Annotated in this window: 11 protein-coding genes; 7 read left to right on the top strand and 4 right to left on the bottom strand. The window is 63.6% G+C overall.

Annotated elements, in window-relative coordinates:
- The first annotated feature begins 109 nt into the window (after positions 1-109).
- The 3 genes from KA354_20865 (at position 110) to KA354_20855 (ending at position 9,853) form a co-directional block, all read left to right on the top strand.
- The gene (locus tag KA354_20865; protein ID MBP7937104.1) at positions 110-5,521 is read left to right on the top strand and encodes a hypothetical protein; all 5,412 of its coding nucleotides are present in this window, start codon (positions 110-112) and stop codon (positions 5,519-5,521) included.
- Between the two features lie 348 nt (positions 5,522-5,869).
- Complete coding sequence (gene smc, locus KA354_20860) at positions 5,870-9,469, top strand: chromosome segregation protein SMC (protein ID MBP7937103.1); 3,600 nt, start codon at positions 5,870-5,872, stop codon at positions 9,467-9,469.
- A 126-nt stretch (positions 9,470-9,595) separates the two neighbouring features.
- Positions 9,596-9,853 carry a NifU family protein gene (locus tag KA354_20855; protein MBP7937102.1) on the top strand — a complete coding sequence of 86 codons (258 nt, stop codon included), beginning with the start codon at positions 9,596-9,598 and terminating at the stop codon, positions 9,851-9,853.
- Between the two features lie 116 nt (positions 9,854-9,969).
- Here the strand turns inward: KA354_20855 and KA354_20850 are convergent, their stop codons facing one another.
- From KA354_20850 to KA354_20840, 3 genes are all read right to left on the bottom strand, one after another.
- A complete protein-coding gene (locus tag KA354_20850) occupies positions 9,970-10,188 on the bottom strand; it encodes a hypothetical protein (GenBank protein MBP7937101.1) in 219 nt (72 codons plus the stop codon).
- A 363-nt stretch (positions 10,189-10,551) separates the two neighbouring features.
- A complete protein-coding gene (locus KA354_20845; protein ID MBP7937100.1) occupies positions 10,552-12,696 on the bottom strand; it encodes a hypothetical protein in 2,145 nt (714 codons plus the stop codon).
- 194 nt (positions 12,697-12,890) lie between these two features.
- A complete protein-coding gene (locus KA354_20840) occupies positions 12,891-13,502 on the bottom strand; it encodes a YhgN family NAAT transporter (GenBank protein MBP7937099.1) in 612 nt (203 codons plus the stop codon).
- Positions 13,503-13,616: 114 nt separating this feature from the next.
- Here KA354_20840 and KA354_20835 point away from each other — a divergent pair, with 114 nt between their 5' ends.
- The 4 genes from KA354_20835 (at position 13,617) to KA354_20820 (ending at position 17,177) form a co-directional block, all read left to right on the top strand.
- A complete protein-coding gene (locus tag KA354_20835; protein ID MBP7937098.1) occupies positions 13,617-13,988 on the top strand; it encodes an STAS domain-containing protein in 372 nt (123 codons plus the stop codon).
- Between the two features lie 218 nt (positions 13,989-14,206).
- A complete protein-coding gene (locus tag KA354_20830) occupies positions 14,207-15,187 on the top strand; it encodes a DUF4097 family beta strand repeat protein (protein MBP7937097.1) in 981 nt (326 codons plus the stop codon).
- A 114-nt stretch (positions 15,188-15,301) separates the two neighbouring features.
- On the top strand, positions 15,302-16,606 hold the full coding sequence (locus KA354_20825) for an SLBB domain-containing protein (protein MBP7937096.1): 1,305 nt from the start codon (positions 15,302-15,304) through the stop codon (positions 16,604-16,606).
- Positions 16,607-16,622: 16 nt separating this feature from the next.
- On the top strand, positions 16,623-17,177 hold the full coding sequence (locus KA354_20820; GenBank protein ID MBP7937095.1) for a BMC domain-containing protein: 555 nt from the start codon (positions 16,623-16,625) through the stop codon (positions 17,175-17,177).
- Positions 17,178-17,280: 103 nt separating this feature from the next.
- Here the strand turns inward: KA354_20820 and KA354_20815 are convergent, their stop codons facing one another.
- A complete protein-coding gene (locus KA354_20815; protein MBP7937094.1) occupies positions 17,281-17,901 on the bottom strand; it encodes a hypothetical protein in 621 nt (206 codons plus the stop codon).
- Positions 17,902-17,939: the final 38 nt, after the last annotated feature.

The following is a 17,939-nucleotide window of genomic DNA, read 5'->3' as shown; positions in this document are numbered from 1 at the left end:
CCCCACAGGAATCGGTCACTTCAAGGCTGAAGCCGGAGAGCAGAATAACGCCGCACAGGTCGATAGGAGTGTCCATTCGGACAGTGCGGCATATCTCAGGAGGACGAACATGAGTTCTGCGAAAAGCGTGTTGGTAACGGCAGCAATGTTGAGCGCATTGCTGTGGTTATGTCCTGGCCAGATCAGAGGCCAGGATCTTTTGGAGGCCTGTTGTCTGCCGGGCGGTGTTTGTGCGCTGGTTCCGGTAGGCACCTGTGTCCCGACGGGAGGGTTCCTGGCGCCCGGCGGCGTGTGTCTTGGGGATCTCAACGGCAACCAGATCGACGACGCCTGCGAGATCACAACCCTGGCGGAAGCCTGCTGCCCCCCGGACGGGCGATGTTACATGGAATTGCCTCAGAACTGCCGGGCGTCGGGCGGAGAGCCCAAGGGTCCGGGGACGGTCTGCTTGGGTGACAAAGACGGCGACGGGCTCGACGAGGTGTGCGAAGGCGGGCCGCTGAAGTTCATTCAGCCGCCGGACATCAACAAGACTGGCATCGACGTGAAGGCGACCTTCCCGGTGATTCTGGCGGACGATTTCAAGTGTGATCGCCGCTCGCTGATTACGCACATCACCGTGTGGGGCTCGTGGCTGCAAGACATTCTTCCGGGCATACCACCGGACGCGGGCAACGTGACTTTCACGCTGAGCCTGCACGCTGATATTCCGGCCGTTCCGGGTGCCCTGTTCAGCCGACCCGGCAAGGTCCTGTGGACCAGGACTTTCCAGCCGGGCACGTTTACCGTCGGCGTCTACCTGGGGGATCTTGAGGAATACTGGTGGGATCCAACCGCCGATCAAGGTTTGGTCTTCCCGGGCGACAAGGTCTGCTGGCAATACGATTTCTGGATTCCCGCCAGCGAGGCGTTCTGCCAGGAAGGTCACCCTGAGCAGCCAGTGGTGTACTGGCTGGACGTGCAAGCCCAGACGATGCCCGGGGTCACCCCGGCGTACTTCGGCTGGAAGACCTCTTACCACCACTGGAATGACGCCGCGGTTGTGGGTGTCGGGTCGGAGCCGTACACTGGCCCGTGGCGGCCCCTGACCTACCCCGACGGGCACATCTGGTACCCGGAGCCGATTGACCTGGCCTTCGCCATCGAGGGCGACCTGCCTTGCGTAGAGGAGCTTGACTGGGGTGATGCTCCGGATCCGACTTATCCGACGCTGGCCGCCAACATGGGCGCCAATCACCTGATCACGCCTGGCCTCATGCTCGGCAATCTGATCGATCCCGAGGCCGATGGCCAACCGAATGGCACGGCTACCGGGGACGACCTCAACAATCTCCCGGATGAGGACGGTGTGGCCTTCCCGACCGCCATGTTTACCGGGGTCCCGAACACGGTCAACGTGACGGTCACGAACATGTTCAGCGCCGTGGCCTACCTGAACGCCTGGGTCGATTTCGACGGCAACGGCTCGTGGGCCGACGCCGGTGAGCAGATCTTCACCGACGTGCCGGTCGTGAACGGCGTCAACATCCTGACGTTCACGCCGGGGGCCATTACCGCGACGGGGCGAACCTTTGCCCGCTTCCGGCTGAGTACCGTGATGGGGCTGCCATTCACCGGGCCGGCCCCGAACGGCGAGGTGGAAGACTACCTCATCAAGATCGCCCCGGTGAAGTGGATCCAACCCCCGGACGTGGAGATAACCGGAGTGGATGTGGACAACTTCTGGGTGCAGCTGGCTGACGACTTCCGGTGCACGCAGACCGGACCGATCACCGACTTCCACATCTGGACATCCTTCAACGGCGACTTGCTGCCGCCCAACGGCCTGAACAGCCTGGTCTTCAAGCTGTACCTGTACGCGGACGTGCCCGCCGGCCCGAACGGCACCCTTTACAGCCATCCGGGCGAACTCCTCTGGGAAGCGACCTTCGAACCTGGTCAGTACCAAGCGGGACTCTGCACCGTCGTCCCCGGCGAGTGGTGGTTTGATCCCGCCACCAATTCCTGGCATTTCCCAGGAGACACCCAGATCTACCAATACGATTTCTACATCAACGAGAACCAGGCCTTCCATCAGTTCGAAGGCACGATCTACTGGCTGGGCGTGAAGTACATGTCCGAGATCGGTACCGACTGCGCCCTGGGATGGAAGACCTCGCGGCGGCACTGGAACGACGATGCCTGCTGGCTGGACAATTCCGGCCCGGCGATCATGTGGAGAGAGCTGCGCTATGGCGACGGCCATCCGATGGCTCCCGACTCGATTGACCTGGCGTTTGCCGTGACCGGCATGGCCGGCCCCGATGTCTTCGACTTCGGCGACGCTCCAGCCCCGTATCCCACACTGCTGGCGGCCAACGGAGCTCGCCACGTCGCCTCGCAAGCCCTCATGCTCGGCAAGCTCATCGATGTCGAGGGCAATGGCCTGCCAAACCCGACGGCGACAGGGGACGACATCACCAATCTGGCCGACGAGGACGGTGTGACCTTCCACACGGCCATGTTCAGCGGGGTGCCGAACACGGTAACCGTGACGGTCACGAATTTTACCACCGCGGTGGCCTATCTCAGCGCCTGGGTTGATTTCGACGGCAATGGCTCCTGGGCCAACGCCGGGGAGCAGATCTTCGCCGACGTGCCCGTCGCGAACGGCATCAACAACCTGACGTTCGTTCCGGGAGCGATTACCGCGGTGGGCCAGACGTTCACCCGGTTCCGGCTGAGCCTGGTGCAGGGACTGTCCTTCACCGGCCCGGCCCCCAATGGCGAGGTGGAGGACTACCTCGTCACGATCGCCCCGGTGAAGTGGCTGCAGCGGCCCGACGTCCACACCACAGGCGTGGACGTGAACAACGCGAGGGTCGAGCTGGCCGACGACTTCAAGTGCACGATGAGCGGGCCGATCACCGACATCCACATCTGGACCTCGTTCCTCCACGACATTCTGCCGCCCGAAGGCCCGGCCAGCCTGGGCTTCACCTTGACCCTCTACGCGGATGTGCCCGCGGCCCCACCGCTGGTGCCGTACAGCCATCCGGGCATCGCGCTGTGGAAGAAGCACTTCGCTCCCGGCGAGTACAAGGCCGGACTGTGTCTCCACGAACGAGCTGAATGGTGGCACGACCCTGTGACCGGGGAATGGCAGTTCCCGGGCGACACGCAGATCTACCAGTACGACTTCTACATCAACAAGGACGAAGCCTTCCGCCAGCGAGAAGGGACCATTTACTGGCTCGGCGTGAAGTACAAGGCTGACGACGCCCTCTTCCTCTTGGGTTGGAAGAGCTCGCTGGAACACTGGAACGACGACGCCTGCTACATGGATCTCACCCAACCGGTGCCGGGCTGGAAGGAGCTGCGTTACGGCGGCAACCATCCCATGGCTCGAGAATCCATGGATCTGGCCTTCGCCCTCACCGGCATTTTCGAAGTGGTCGAACCCACCGATGACTTCGGCGACGCGCCTGACCCCACCTACCCCACCCTGCTGGGCAACAACGGAGCCCGCCACACGGTGGTTCCGGGCCTTATGCTGGGTGCGTTGATCGACGCGGAAGGCGACGGGCAGCCGAACCCGACCGCGACGGGAGATGATCTGGCCGCCCTGGCCGACGAGGACGGCGTGGTCTTCCGAAACACCCCGCTGACGCCCGGTCATCTGGGCTGTGTGGACGTCACGGCCTCGGCGCCTGGACTGCTCAGTGCCTGGCTCGACTTCGGCGGCAATGGCTCGTGGGCCGATACCGGGGATCAGATCTTCGCCGACGTGCCTCTGGTGGCGGGCGTCAACTCCCTGGTCTTCCCGGTTCCAATCACGGCCGCCGGCGGCACCACCTTCGCCCGGTTCCGCTTCAGTACGGTCGCAGGCCTCTCTTACATCGGCCATGCACGCGACGGTGAGGTAGAGGACTACACGGTCCAGATCTCGGCGACTCCTGCCGGCGTGCTGGAGGTCTACCCGGCGGACGATCTGTACAGCGCGGGCAATCCGGGCGGGCCGTTCGTCCCCGGCAGCAAGAGCTACACGCTCACCAACGCCGGCGGACAGACCATCAACTGGTCGGCGGCCAACCTCCAGCCGTGGGTAACCCTCTCCCCGCCGGTGGCCGGCTCTCTGACTCCGGGAGCTTCAACCAACGTCACCGTGTCCATCAATGCCCTGGCCAATGCGTTGCCGGCCGGCCTCTACAACGACACGGTCACTTTTGCCAATACGACCAACGGCAACGTCTATACCCTCGCGACCAACGAAGGCTTCGGCGCCCTGCCGGCGGACTGGCAGATCTTCCCGTTCGCGAATCATCAGTTGCCGGAGGGCGTGGTGCGGTTGATTTCCTCCGGGTTCATCTCCAAGGCGGGCACCGCTTTCTACAGCCCGTCGCCCGTAGCCGAGCCCGGCACCTCCAACGACTTCGAGGTCTCCTTTGACTTCAAGCTCGCCAACGTCTCCGGTCATTACGCGGATGCCGCAGGCAACATTGACCCTGACGGCTTGACCATGGTGGTCAGCGGAGCACCGTCCGGACCGTTCTATCCCGAAGGTGTCGGGATCGGTTACCGCGACTTCCCCACCCAGTCCTTCGCGGTCGAGTTCGACGGGTACATGAACAACTTCGACCCCGACTCCAACCATGTGGGCGTGGACGTCGGCGGGAGCGTGGTCAGCAAGACCACGACGGCGATCTCGCCCGATTTCGAGGACACCGGCGTCTGGCACGCGGTGGTCCGGTTCAAGAACGGCGTGCTTAACGTCGTGGTAACGCCCCCCGGGCTGTGTCCGATCCACGCCATCCGGGACTACACCGTCCCGGCGGCGAATATCCCGGACGTCAAGTACGTCGGGTTCACCTCCGCGGCGGGCGGCAACTCGGCCGATACCGACGTCGATAACGTGGTCATCAAGGTCTTCGACCAGGGTGGCAAGCGAAACGTGGTCCTCAGGGTTCGCGACCGCGTTCCGCCAGTGATGACCGCCGCCGTGTCGCGGAAGACCCACGGGACGATGGGCACGTTCGACATTGACCTGCTGAGTCCCCTGGGCGTCTTTGACGCGGCCGTCGAGTGCCGCAGGAACGGCCCAACGCTGGTCCTGGTGACCTTCGACGAGTCCATCATGGGCAGTGGGCCAGGCGGAACGCCTCTACCCGCCGACGTCAGTGTGGTCGACAGCGCCGGCAGCGCCGTCACCATCAACTCCGTCTCCATCGCCGGCGCGGTTCTGACCATCGACATGAGCGGCGTGGCCGACGTCAGCCGGGTCTCGATTCGGTTCCCGGGCATCACCGACCTGTCCGGCAACGTCACGACCAGCTCGATCTGTATGGTCGCGTTCGTGGGTGACGTCAACGGTGATGGCAGGTGCAACACGCTGGACATGACCCCGGTTCGGAACAACACCGGGGAGGTGCCTCTGGTCCACCACCGTTGCGACATCAACATGGACGGGCGCATCAACACCCTGGACATGACTGCGGTGCGCAACAACATCGGCCAGAAGCTTCCTCCGCCGCCGTGCCCGTAGGGGCCACGACGGTCCTGACGGCCTTGGCTCACACCGATCCACGCCAAGGCCCCGGACAGGGTCAACCCAAGAACCGGGCCCATCGGATCTCGCCGTCCGATGGGCCCGGCGGTTTTTTACCTACCCCCCGGGGGGGGCTGCCCCCCGATTGAACGGCGAGTCCACAAAATGTTGTTGTTCTTTCTTGGCAAAACACCATTCGGCGGGTAGATTAGAGAGCCGTCCGGGCTGGGCCAAGGGTGCGTCTGCACCCGGTGTGACGAACGGCCGCCACGGGGGAGGTATGCGAAGACAGAACCGACCGGGATGGCCGGTAGAGACTGGGCACAAGGAGGTCCCTGCGACTTCATGTTTCTCAAACGACTGACCTGCCAGGGCTTCAAGAGTTTCGCCGACAAGATCGATTTCGATTTCCTGCCGGGGATCACCGGCATTGTCGGCCCGAACGGCTGCGGCAAGAGCAACGTGGTCGACGCCATCAAATGGGCATTGGGCGACCAGAGCGCCAAGAGCTTGCGCGGCGAGCAGATGCAGGACGTGATCTTCTTCGGGTCGGGCACGCGCAAGAGTGCCTCCATGGCCCAGGTGGACCTGGTCTTTGCCAACGAGGACCGTAAGCTGCCTGTGGACACCGACGAGGTCAAGATCACACGGCGGCTCTATCGCACGGGGGAGAGCGAGTATCTGATCAACAACGAGCCGGCCCGGTTGAAGGACATCAAGGAGTTGTTTCTCGATACCGGGATTGGCGTGACCGCTTACTCGATCATCGAGCAGGGCAAAGTGTCCTACCTGATCCAGGCGAACCCCGCTCAGCGACGGGTGGTGTTCGAGGAGGCGGCAGGCATCAGCCGCTACAAGGCCCGCAAGAAGGAAGCCGAGCGCAAGCTGGAGCGTGCCGAGCAGAACCTCCTGCGGCTCGAGGACATTGTAGACGAGATCGAGAAGCAGCTTCGCAGCGTCAAGTACCAGGCCGGGAAAGCCCGCAACTACCAGATCTACGACCAGCAGCTCCGCGAAAAACGGGCGATGTATGCCCTGGCGGACTATCACCGGCTGAACGAGCAATCCGCGGTACTCAAGTCGCAGGCCGAGACCGTCGGCGACGAAGTCACCCGGCTGCGAACCGCAATTACCGAAGCCGAGACGCGGGAGGCCGCGCTTCGCACAGAGCTGGACCGGCTCGACGGCGAGCGTCACCATATACAGCAGCAGGTTCTCTCAAACACTGCAGAGATTACGGAGAAGCGGGAGCGCATCGGACAAACGCTGCAACAGTTGGACATGCTGGGCGGCGTACGTTCCCGCGAGCAGGAGCGACTGGCCGGCGAGCGGCAGAAGACCATCCGGCTGCAGCAGTCGATCGAATCCGTGGAGGCGGAAGTCGCGTACGTCGACGACCGGCTCCGCGAAGTGCACCGCATCGAGGATGAACTGGCCAGCCAGGACGGACAGCTGGGTCGTGATCTGGCGGGCCTGGAGCGGGCATGCGAGGAGGAAAAGGCCCACATCATTGAGGTCATGCGGCGGACCACGCAGCTGAACAACGAAGTGCAGTCGCTGGATCGCGAAAAGCAGAAGTTGGAGGCCGAACAGCAGCGACTCCAAGTCCGCCAGGGAGAACTACAGGCCGAACTGGGCGAGCTGACTGCGCACAAGAGCCGGCTGGACGAACGAGGCCGGGAGTTGGCCGCAACCATCGCCGAGCACGGCAGGCAGCTCGACGAGAAGCAGCAAGAGGCCGCCCAGCTCGATGCCGACCAGAGCGAGTTGAATCAGCAGTTGGCAGCCGCAAAGGAGCACCGCAGCGGCATGGTCAGTCGCAAGCAGACCCTGCTCGACCTGGACCGCAAGCTCGAAGGGGTGGACTTAGGGGTGCGCGAGCTTCTGCACCGCAAGGAGCAGGACGCGACCGGCCGGACGTTCGCCTACGTCTGGGGCATGGTGGCCGACCTGATCGCGGCGGACGTGGCCAACGCGGCATTGATCGAGACCGCCCTCGGCGAATACGACCAGTATCTGGTTGTCGAGCAGAGCCAGCCGCTGCTGGCGGATGCCGCCATGCTGGCCGACTTCCCGGGGCGGGTGCCGGCGATCTGTCTCGATCTGCTGCCGCCGTTCATCGACGGCCGCGACTTCACCCAGCAGGAGGGTTTCGTTAACTACGCCATCAATCTGGCGCGCTATCCCCAGGAGGCGGAGCCGTTGGTGCGGCACTTGCTCGGTCGGACGATCATTGTGCGAACGATGGCCGACGCCCTGCAGCTGGCTCGCCAGAACCCCCCGATGTATCGGTACGTCACATTGACCGGCGAACTGCTGGACCCCCAGGGCATCTGCCAGCTGGGACCCGCCGGCGCCCGGGCCGGGCTGATTTCACGCAAGAGCGAGCTGCGCGAGATTGACGCCCAGATCCAGGAAGTCGATGACCGGATCGAGGCCATGACCAAACGGCTCGAACACACCTCGGCCGAGGCCGCCCGCCTCCAGCAGGCCCAGCAGGCCTTGCGTAACGCCCGGTACGAGGCCCGAACCGCCGAGGCGGAGAACAACGCCGCTCAAAGCGCCAACCAGAACGCGATCGATCGGTTGAGTCGCATGCAACCCCAGGTCGCCGGCGACATCGAGTCCGCCCAATTGCAGATCCGCGAAACCGTCCGGCGGGCGTCGGCCAGCCGGGAATCCCTGACCCACCTGGAAGCCACCAGTGAGGAGCATCACCGTCGCGTCCAGGAGTCCCAGGTACAGATCGTCCTGATCCGGCAGCAGCGGGCCCAGTTGTCAGAACGGGTCACGGCCACCAAGGTCGAGGCGGGCCGCATGAGCCAGCAGCGCGGCATGCTCAGCGACCGACTGCGTGGTCTTCGCGAATCCCGACACCAGAGTGAGGAGGCGGTGCGCACCGCGGCTGCCGCCGCCCAACAGGCTGCCCAACGACTCACCCTGGCCGAACGAACCATTCTGGCCGCCCAGAGCCGCCTGGCCGACCTTTACGCCGACAAGGAACGGCTCGATCACGCCGTTCTCGACAGCGGCCACCACCGAGAACGGATGGCTATCGAAATCGAGGCCCTGGGCGTCCAGTTGAAGACCAATCGCGGCGAGCTCGAACAATCCGAGCAGCGGCTCAACGCCATCCAGATGGACTTTCGCGAATGCACGATTCGCATGGAGGACCTGGTCAATCGGGTACGCGAGGAACTGAGTCTGGATCTGGCCGAAGCCCACGCCAGCTATGAGCACAAGGACCAGGACTGGGCCGCGGTGGAGGCCGAGATCGAGGAACTGAAGGAGAAGATACGCCGGCTCGGCAACGTCAACCTCAATGCCATCGCCGAGCAGGAGAAGCTCGAGGAGCGGTCCGGTTTCCTGACCGCGCAGCGCGACGACCTCCGCCATGCCAAGGGCCAGCTCGAAACGCTGATCGAGCAGCTCAATGTCGAGTGCCGCGAGCGGTTCACACAAACGTTCGAGGTCGTCCGCGGGCACTTCAACGACATGTTCCGAAAGTTGTTCGGCGGCGGGAGAGCCGATCTCAGCTACGAGACGCCGCCCGAAGGCCAGCCGCTCGACGTCCTGGAAGCGGGCATCGAAATCCACGCTCGCCCGCCCGGCAAGGAAATGCGGACCAACTCGCTGCTCTCCGGCGGCGAGAAGACGATGACCGCGATCGCCCTGCTCATGGCTGTGTTCAGGAGCCGGCCGTCCCCCTTCGCCATCCTGGATGAGGTCGACGCCTCCCTCGACGAGGCCAACAACGAGCGGTTCAATCGGATCATCGCCGAGTTCCTGGACACGACCCAGTTCCTGGTGATCACCCACCAGAAACCGACGATGAGCATGGCCGACGTCCTCTACGGCGTCACCATGCAGGAAGCAGGGGTCAGCAAACGGGTCAGCGTCAAGTTCGAATCGCCCGGCGAAGAGAACAACGCCGCGGTCGCGTAGAACCAGACCCTCGCCAGAGCCCAGCACAACTTGTCCTGTCCTCGCTGGGCCGCTAGACTTACAGACCGGCGGGACAACCACCCTCGTCTGGGGCAGGAGCCCGTGCATTGTGTGGTGAGGTGCCAGATGACTGAGGCAGCGGACCAGGGACAAGAATCGGTCAAGGACCGGGTGGCGGCAGTGGTGGCCAAGATCCGGCCGATGATCCAGGCCGACGGCGGTGACTTGGAGTTCGTAAACATCGACCAGGACGGCGTCGTCCAGGTTCGTCTACACGGAGCCTGCCGGGGGTGCCCCTCAGCCCAAATGACGTTGAAGCTGGGTGTCGAGCGAAACCTGATGGAGCACGTGCCCGAGGTCACGGAGGTCGTCTGCGTCCCCTGATCGTACCTTCGCCCCGCTCATCCCCACACAGCAAGAGAGCCCGGCTCTGATAAGCCGGGCCCTCCAGGACTCCGAAAGAACGTTCTTATCGGTTTTCAGCCCTTACCATTCGCTACTCAGTAGCCGCCCCACCCCCCCGTCACGTAGCTCGTCGCCCAGAAGCTGGGATACTGCCCCCAGACGGGCGTGACACTCGACACGCCCTGAACACCAGAGGTAAAAACCTCCTCCTGCGGCTCGATGGGCGTGATCGCGATATTGCAGCCGCCGGACTGAAACAAAGCCCCGCCGGCCATTCCGAGCACCATCAACACACCGGTCAGTTTGCGGGTCATGATAGATCTCCTTTCGTTCAATCACCACCGACTCTGGTCCCATCTCCTTCTCTTCACTTGTGGTCGCATGCAAACCGGATGGAGATCATTCACGTACCGTGCCAGACGGCCAAAGGCCCTCGACGGCATCGCCAAGGCCGATGAACACATCCAAACCGGGCAATAGTCCCCAAGAGGGGCCCCCGAATGGGTAGAAAACCGCACAATCGGGTAGACATGGAAGTGGTGGCGCGCACGGGCCTTGGCGCCGGACGGGGTCGGCGGCGGCACCGCGCTCACACCAGGCCATAGCGGACCTTCGCCGGACCTGCAGATCGGACCACGCCGCCCAAACCTGGCGGACAGGCCGGCCGCTGCCGACACCTACTCCACGTCCAGTTCGAGGAGGAACTTCTCCAGGGCCTCGCGATTCTTCTGCGTGTTCCCCCGAAGGGTGGTCACCGTTTCGCGGAGTTGCTCGATTCGGGTCTCGAGCTGGTCGAACTTGCGGATCTGCTTCTGGTAGGTGTCGCTGCTCTTCTCGAGCACCTTCACGTTCTCGCGAATCCGCCCTTGCTCCTGAACGGCCTCGTTCACGTCCTGTTCGCGGAGGGCGAGTTCGTTGGTGGAAGTATCCAGGGCAGTCCGAAGCGCGACGACCTTCTGCATGGCCTCCTTGACCTTAGGCGAAATGACCCTGGCCCGCAGGAAGAAGTCGATCTGATCCAGACCGCTGTCGGTCAAAGCCATGGACTCCTCCGCCACCCGCTCCAGGCGCACCTTCTGCTCGACGCTCTTGCCCGCCGGGACGGACACCTTGAAGCGCCACAGGTTCCCGGTCCGCTCGAACGGTTCCTTGGGTTCGACCAGCTTCCAGTCGCCCGTGCCGGGTTGTTCGAGCAGAACGGATCGGGCTTTCTTGACGTCCTTGTTCTTGACGGTGTACATGCGTTCGTCGACGTACTTGTGCCGATGCAGCAGTGTGCCCTTGGCGATTCGCAAGCTAACCAGTTCGTCCGGCGCAGGCTTCTGATCGACGGTCACCTCGGCGGCCAGATCCAAGGCATAGGCGACCAGCCGCTTCTCCCCCGGCTTGAGATCGGGCAGCTTGGCGTCGCCGGCGTAGACACTTTCATCGAACACGGTGATCGGCCCCTGCATGAGATTGAGTTTCGACGTGTTCTCGATTTGCAGGCCGTTCAGCGGATGCTTGGGATGTGTCCCCGGGTTGTAGATGCTGAGTTTCTCGCCGCCAATCTCCTCGTTGATGATGGGGAGCATGGCCGAATGCTGGCGCGCAATGGTGACGGGGGTCGCAATGACGTACTCGAAGAGTTCGCCCGCCTGTTGGGCGCTGGCCACAGATTGAACTCCCTCCCCGAGGTCTTCAACGCCTTCCCCCAGGGGGCGGCCGCCGAAGCCGGCGCCTCCCATGCCTCCCATGCCACCAGCCATACCTTGCCCGCCTTCAGCCAAGCCTCGAGCCCGGGCCAAAGGTCGGGCGGCTGGACCCTTTCGCACCTCCTTAACCACAGCACGGGCCAGAGCCGGCGGGGCAGCCGAGGCAGGCGGGGTGGCCTCCAACGCGGCAGCGGCATCCGCTACCGCGACACCCAACAAAGTCTTGCCGGCCTCGAACTCTGGTGGACGCAACGAGGCGTACAGCTCGAGTTCCTCCTTCGGGCGGGGCACATACAGGGGGGTGTACAAATCCATGGTGAAGGAAATCGGCCGGCCGGAGACCAGCGACAACTTCACGTTCTTCCAGTCCTCCTCGGTGGCGTTCTCGACCGTTGCCCAGCCCTGAATGAAGGGCTTCTTGTCCGGTGCCAGCACCAGGCGGTAGCTGGTCTTCCAGATAGGGGCTTCGAGCAGGTATGAGGCCCGCACCCGCCGCTCGCCCTGGCCGTCAAAATGGATCACCACGCCCTTCTTGTCGGCGTCGTGGCTTGAGGCCAGGGTCGCCAGAGCCTTACGCAGCTCGGCGTCGATCTTCTCGTTGCTGAGCTTGAGCCGCTCGATACCGCTGATTTGGATCTGCTGTAATCCAGCTTCAGTAAGGAGGTTAAGCATATCCTCCTCGATCACGTTCTTCTCCACCTGGATCTTCCTCTTCTCCACCCCGAGGATCACCCCGGTGACGTTCCGCGGGCCGGCCAGCACGACCGGTTCGCCACGCAGTTGATCAAGAAGCTGAGCCAGCGTCGGCTTGCTGGTGATGTCGACGCCGAAGCTCTTGAGGGCTTTCTCCACCGGATCGCGGGATGCGTAGCCCACCGTGCTGATCGATCCGCCGTCGAAGTCCTGTACCACCAAAGACTTAAGAATGTCGTTGACCTGGGCGGTGCGGAACTTCAACTCGGCGTTGGCGACGTCTTTCACCTTGGTGTTGCACTCGAAGTAGCCCACACCGCTGGAGAACAAGGCCACCCGGGTCACCCTCAGGTCCGCAGTCTCCTCCGCTGCCGCAGCCAGGCTGAAGAACCACGCCAATGCAATGACAGACAATACGATGGTCGCGGGTTTCATAGCATACTCCTCTCGTAGACGGCCGGATTATCCAAAGCCCCTTCGTTGGACGCCTGAGCAAGGCGGAAGTTCCACATCCCCCAACGGACGCGAAGCCGCAGCACCCATTGCGGAAATGGCCGCGAGTCGCGGGGCCCAGCCCGGCGGCCATCCGCGTCGACCTCGGTATCAGTCGCCCGGAAGCGATCGGCATATCACCCGCGGCTAGCCGAGCGAAACTGGACGATCGCCTCTCCAACGCCGGTCATGAGCATCTGGACCGCCACGGCGGTCAGGATCATGCCCATCAGACGTTCCAGGGCAATGAGGCCTTTCTCGGTCAGGAGCCGACTGAGCAGGTTCGAGGCCAGAAGTACAGCGACCGACACCAGCCAGGCCAGGATCAGGGCCAGAAGAAACCCGGGCCAGCGGTCCGGTTCGCGGGACACCAGCAGGGTCAGGGTGATGAGGGTGGAAGGGCCAGCGACCAGGGGAATGGCCAGCGGAACGATGAACGGCTCGCCGCTCGGAGCATCACCAAAAGGACCTCCCGTGGACGGGAAGATCATGCGGACGGCAATCAGGAAGAGAATGATGCCGCCGGCGATGCTCAACGCATGCTGGGAAATCTGGAACAGCTGAAGGATATGCCGACCGAAGAACAGGAAGATCACCATCACCACCAAGGCAATGCAAAGCTCGCGGGTTACCACCCGGCGGTGTCGGTCGGGAGCAACGTCCCGAAGCGCGACCAGGAAGAGGGGGACGTTACCCAGAGGATCCATGACCAGGATTAACAGTACGGTCGCGGAGAGGATAGTGATCATGATGCCGCGTCAAAATACCCCGCTCCATGCCGCCGTGTAAAGCCCCCCAGGACTCGCTAAGGTGGTCGAACCGCAGTAGAATGCGCTCCTGGCATAGTCGAGGCGAGGTGTTCCATGGCCGTTCCTTCACCACTGCTCGTTCAAACCCTGAGAGATGTGACCGTGGCGACGATCAATGACACGGCCGTCGTGGACGCGCCACGGTTGGAGGCCATGGCTGCGGGCCTCTTCGCCCTGGTGGACGATCGAGCGTGCAAGAAACTGATCATCGACTTCACCAAGGTCAAATCGATGTCCTCTTCAGCGATGAGCACGCTGATTGAACTGCGCAAAAAAATACAGGCCATCAAGGGCAGGCTGGTCCTGTGCGGCCTGCGTACGGAGCTCCAGCAGCTCTTCAAGATCACCGGCGTGAACAAGCTCTTCGATATCTACCCCACCGAGCAAGAGGCGCTCTTATCGCTCGGGGTCACGTCCGCCGGGTGAGTCTGTGGAGCGATTGGCCGCACACGGCCCGATGCCCGGATCAAGCGAGACCCACGGGTGACCGGCGGATGGCACCCCGGCGAGATCAACGTCGGAGGCCCGTCGGCCAGGAGGTGCGTTAATCACCAACTTCCGACGGCGAGTTGGGTCTGATGTTGAAAGGGCACTGCGCCGCGCCGACGACAACGAACACTTCCGCCTGGAATGAGGAAACCGACATGATCGCGAAACGACGCATGTGGATCGTCAGCCTGGCTGCAGCCGGCCTCTGTGGATGCACCTACAATGGCCACTTCTATGTGACCCAACGAGCGGAGTTCCGCCAGACGGCGGACATCCAGGGCGTGTCCTCGCTCGTGGTCGAGACGCGGAACGGCGGCGTGGAGGTCCGCTGCGATCCCGCGGTCCGCGAAGCGAGCGTCTCGGGCACCAAGACCGCCTCGGCCACAACCGTCGAAGCCGCCCTGGACGCTCTCGAACGCATCAAGATCCGGGCTGAACGTGAAGCCGGCCGGCCGGACACGCTGCACATCGTGGCCGAGTTTCCGGTCGAGCCGAACCTCAACGCCGGTGCGAGTTTCGAGATCGTCGTTCCGCCCGCCATGGCGATGGATATCCGAACCAGCAACGGCCGCATCCAAGTGACCGATACCGCTCGAGACCTGAAGCTGCACACCTCGAACGGCCCGATTCGCACCGCCCGGATCGATGGCCGGGTGAAGGCCACAACCAGCAACGGCGCCGTCTCGCTCGAGGATGTGACCGGAGATGTCGAAGCGATTTCCTCGAACGGTCCCGTGGAGCTCCGGCGGGTCGGCAGCAAACAAGTCCAGGCAAGAACCAGCAACGGCCGGATTCGGGCCATGAGCACCCGGGGGAACATCCGCCTGGAAACCACCAACAGCCCGGTTGAGCTGGAGACGGGATGGCTGCCTACCACGCCGGAGGTCCGCGTGTCATCCGCCAATGGAGGTATCAAGGTACATTTGCCTTCCACCGTCGCGGCCCAGTTGCGGCTGGATACGAGCAACGGCCGGGTCTCCACGGATTTCGGAACGACCCAGGTCGGCGCTCTGCGGACCAGCAGCGCCCACGTCGAGGCGGAGCTCAACGGCGGCGGAGGCCAGATCGAGGTTCGTACCTCTAACGGCCCAATCTCCTTCAAGCTGGTGCCCGTCCTGGCCGAAAGCCAGCCCTAGCCGGGCGTCTCCGCAGGGCACCTTCCACGTTCTGGAACCGGGTCCAGCTCTCGGCTACACTGTCGGTGTCAGCCGCCGGGTTGAAGGCGGCCCAAGGCAGGCTCAGCGGTAGATATGGCAGAGATAACCATTGACACCATTCAGTCGTGTGGGGTGGTCGGGGCCGGCGGGGCCGGATTCCCGACGCATGTGAAGCTCCGGGCGGCGGCGGAAATCATCATCCTGAATGCAGCCGAATGCGAACCGCTGCTGCACAAGGACAAGGAGATGCTCCGCGAGTTCCCCGACCAGGTCATCGCGGGACTGGAGCGGGCCCGGCAGCTGGTGGGGGCCAAAGAGGCCGTCATCGGCATCAAGTACAAGTACCACGACGTCATCGAGTTGCTCACCCCGAAGCTCCCGACGACGGTGCGGATCGCGGAGTTGGCCGACAGCTATCCCACCGGGGATGAGTTCGTCCTGGTTTACGACGTGACCGGCCGGGTCATTCCGCCGGGTAGGATTCCACTGGCCGTCGGGGCGGTCGTCACCAACGTCGAGACGGCCTGCAACATCGCCCAAGGCGTCCCGGTCACCCACAAGTTCCTGACCGTGGCCGGTGCGGTCAGGGATCCAGTCACGATCGGCGTCCCGGTCGGCACCAGCTTCCGCGAGGCGATCGAGCTTGCGGGCGGAGCCACGGTGGACAGGCCGGCGGCCCTCGTGGGCGGGGTGATGATGGGCCGGCTGTGCACCAGTCTCGACGAACCGATCACCAAGACGACCGGCGGCCTGATCGTGCTGCCCGACGATCACATGCTCATCGCCCGCTACCGCAAGGATTGGCCCACGATTTCGCGGGTTGGGGCCAGCGCTTGCGACCAGTGCTCTTTCTGCACCGAACTCTGCCCGCGTTACCTGCTGGGCCACCCAATCGAGCCACACAAGGCCATGCGGTCCCTGGTCTACAGCCAGACCGGTGAGGCCAGCACCCTGGGCACGCTGTTCTGCTGCGAGTGCAACCTGTGTACGATGATCTCCTGCCCGGAGGATCTCGATCCGAAGAATGTGTGCGGCCAGAACAAGCGTCGGCTGATGTCCGAAGGCCGCAAGTGGGAGGTCGACGCGGTCGAGGCCCGCCCGAAACTGCATCTCGACAACCGCCGTGTGCCCTTGCGGCGACTGCTCACCAAACTGGGGCTCACCGATTTTGTCAACCAGGGCCCGATGCTCAAGCGCGCGTACCAGCCGCGACGTGTCCAGCTGCCACTCAAGCAGCACGTGGGCGCCCCTGCCCTGCCGGTGGTCCGAAGCGGTGACCGGGTCAAGGCCGGAGACGTCGTAGCCCGCCCGTCCGAGGGGCAGCTGGGTGCGGTGATCCACGCCAGCATCACCGGAACCGTCAACCTGGCCAAGGATGCCATGACGATCGAAGCATGACGAGGATTTGAGGACTATGCGCGAAGCTATTGGCATGATCGAACTGAGCAGCGTCGCCATTGGGCTGGCCGTCCAGGATGCGATGCTCAAGGCGGCGGATGTCGAGCTCGTTCTCGGCCGAACGATCTGCTCGGGCAAGTTCATCAACGTGGTCACCGGCAACATCGCGGCGGTCCGAGCCAGCATGGCCGCCGGTCTGGCCGCCGCGCCAGACGGGGTCATTGACCACATCACTATCCCCAACATCCACGAGTCAGTGTTCCGTGCCCTCGGGCAATCGGTGCAACTCGATGACGATCGACCCGGCGCCGTCGGCATCATCGAGTCCTTCTCGGCGGCCAGCATTCTCGAAGCGGCCGACGCCGCCGCCAAAGCCGCGGCCATCACGCTCTACCGCATCCATCTGGCCATGGCCTTGGGCGGCAAGGGTTTTGCCCTCATGGCGGGAACGGTGGCCGATTGTCGCGCCGGCGTCGATGCCGGGGCTCAGCTGGTCCGCGAAAAGGGCCTGCTCGTGGCCTCGGTGGTCATCCCCGGCCCCAGCAAGGAGTTGTTCCGCGAGTACATCTGACCAACGGTCACGACCGGTCTGATTCCTCGCGATCCGACTTGCCGGTCGCGGCCAGGTATTTGACCATCCCAGCCGAGGGCCCCCACCGAGCTTCGCACCTGCATCAGCCGCGGCCACGGTAAACGAGCAGGCTACCGAAGACCAAGAGCAGAAGGCTGGACGGTTCCGGTATCGTCACGGTGGTGCCCATTCGGAGGGGCACTGCATTGCCGTCCTCTTCGAAGAGGATCTGACCATCCTCGAGGCTGATCACGTAGGGTTCCCGACCCGCAGCAAGAGACAGCTTCAACGTCAGCTGCTCGATCCAAGGCTGAATATCCGCCTGTGGATAGCCGTCACTGGCAAGAAGGCCGATGGAGACCGCGAAGCCCGCCGACGACTCGGGATCAGTACCTGGTGCAGGAATCATGGCCGGGAAACCCCCCGTCTTGAAGGGCATCTTGGCGGGATCGGCGATGGGACCCGTCCCGGCGCTAAGACTGCCACCCCAGGTGCGCTTGGTCCAGGTCAGCTTCCCGCTCCCCGTCGAGTCACGAAGCTGGGCCTCGAAGCCAGCGACTTTCTCCGCACCTTCCAGGTCCAACACCACTTCGACGACGAAACTCCGGCCGGGTGACACGCGGCCGTGCGCCCCACCCCCGGGGAGCTGAAGATGGATCACCGCGCCAGTGGATACCACCGGACCGGCCAACAGAACGATGATCGCCGCCGCTTTCCCCCTCATCTGCAATTCTTCTCTCCCTCTTGCCTTCCGGGATATCG

This window comes from Phycisphaerae bacterium, assembly GCA_018003015.1.
Classification (GTDB): Bacteria; Planctomycetota; Phycisphaerae; order UBA1845; family PWPN01; genus JAGNEZ01.
This window is presented reverse-complemented; position numbering and strand designations above follow the sequence as displayed.

Bases quoted from the DNA above. Each gene is read 5' to 3' on its own strand.
- KA354_20830 (MBP7937097.1), top strand. From the start codon at position 14,207: ATGATCGCGAAACGACGCATGTGGATCGTCAGCCTGGCTGCAGCCGGC.
- KA354_20840 (MBP7937099.1), bottom strand. From the start codon at position 13,502: ATGATCACTATCCTCTCCGCGACCGTACTGTTAATCCTGGTCATGGAT.
- KA354_20845 (MBP7937100.1), bottom strand. From the start codon at position 12,696: ATGAAACCCGCGACCATCGTATTGTCTGTCATTGCATTGGCGTGGTTC.
- smc (MBP7937103.1), top strand. From the start codon at position 5,870: ATGTTTCTCAAACGACTGACCTGCCAGGGCTTCAAGAGTTTCGCCGAC.
- KA354_20825 (MBP7937096.1), top strand. From the start codon at position 15,302: ATGGCAGAGATAACCATTGACACCATTCAGTCGTGTGGGGTGGTCGGG.
- KA354_20835 (MBP7937098.1), top strand. From the start codon at position 13,617: ATGGCCGTTCCTTCACCACTGCTCGTTCAAACCCTGAGAGATGTGACC.
- KA354_20855 (MBP7937102.1), top strand. From the start codon at position 9,596: ATGACTGAGGCAGCGGACCAGGGACAAGAATCGGTCAAGGACCGGGTG.
- KA354_20820 (MBP7937095.1), top strand. From the start codon at position 16,623: ATGCGCGAAGCTATTGGCATGATCGAACTGAGCAGCGTCGCCATTGGG.
- KA354_20850 (MBP7937101.1), bottom strand. From the start codon at position 10,188: ATGACCCGCAAACTGACCGGTGTGTTGATGGTGCTCGGAATGGCCGGC.
- KA354_20815 (MBP7937094.1), bottom strand. From the start codon at position 17,901: ATGAGGGGGAAAGCGGCGGCGATCATCGTTCTGTTGGCCGGTCCGGTG.
- KA354_20865 (MBP7937104.1), top strand. From the start codon at position 110: ATGAGTTCTGCGAAAAGCGTGTTGGTAACGGCAGCAATGTTGAGCGCA.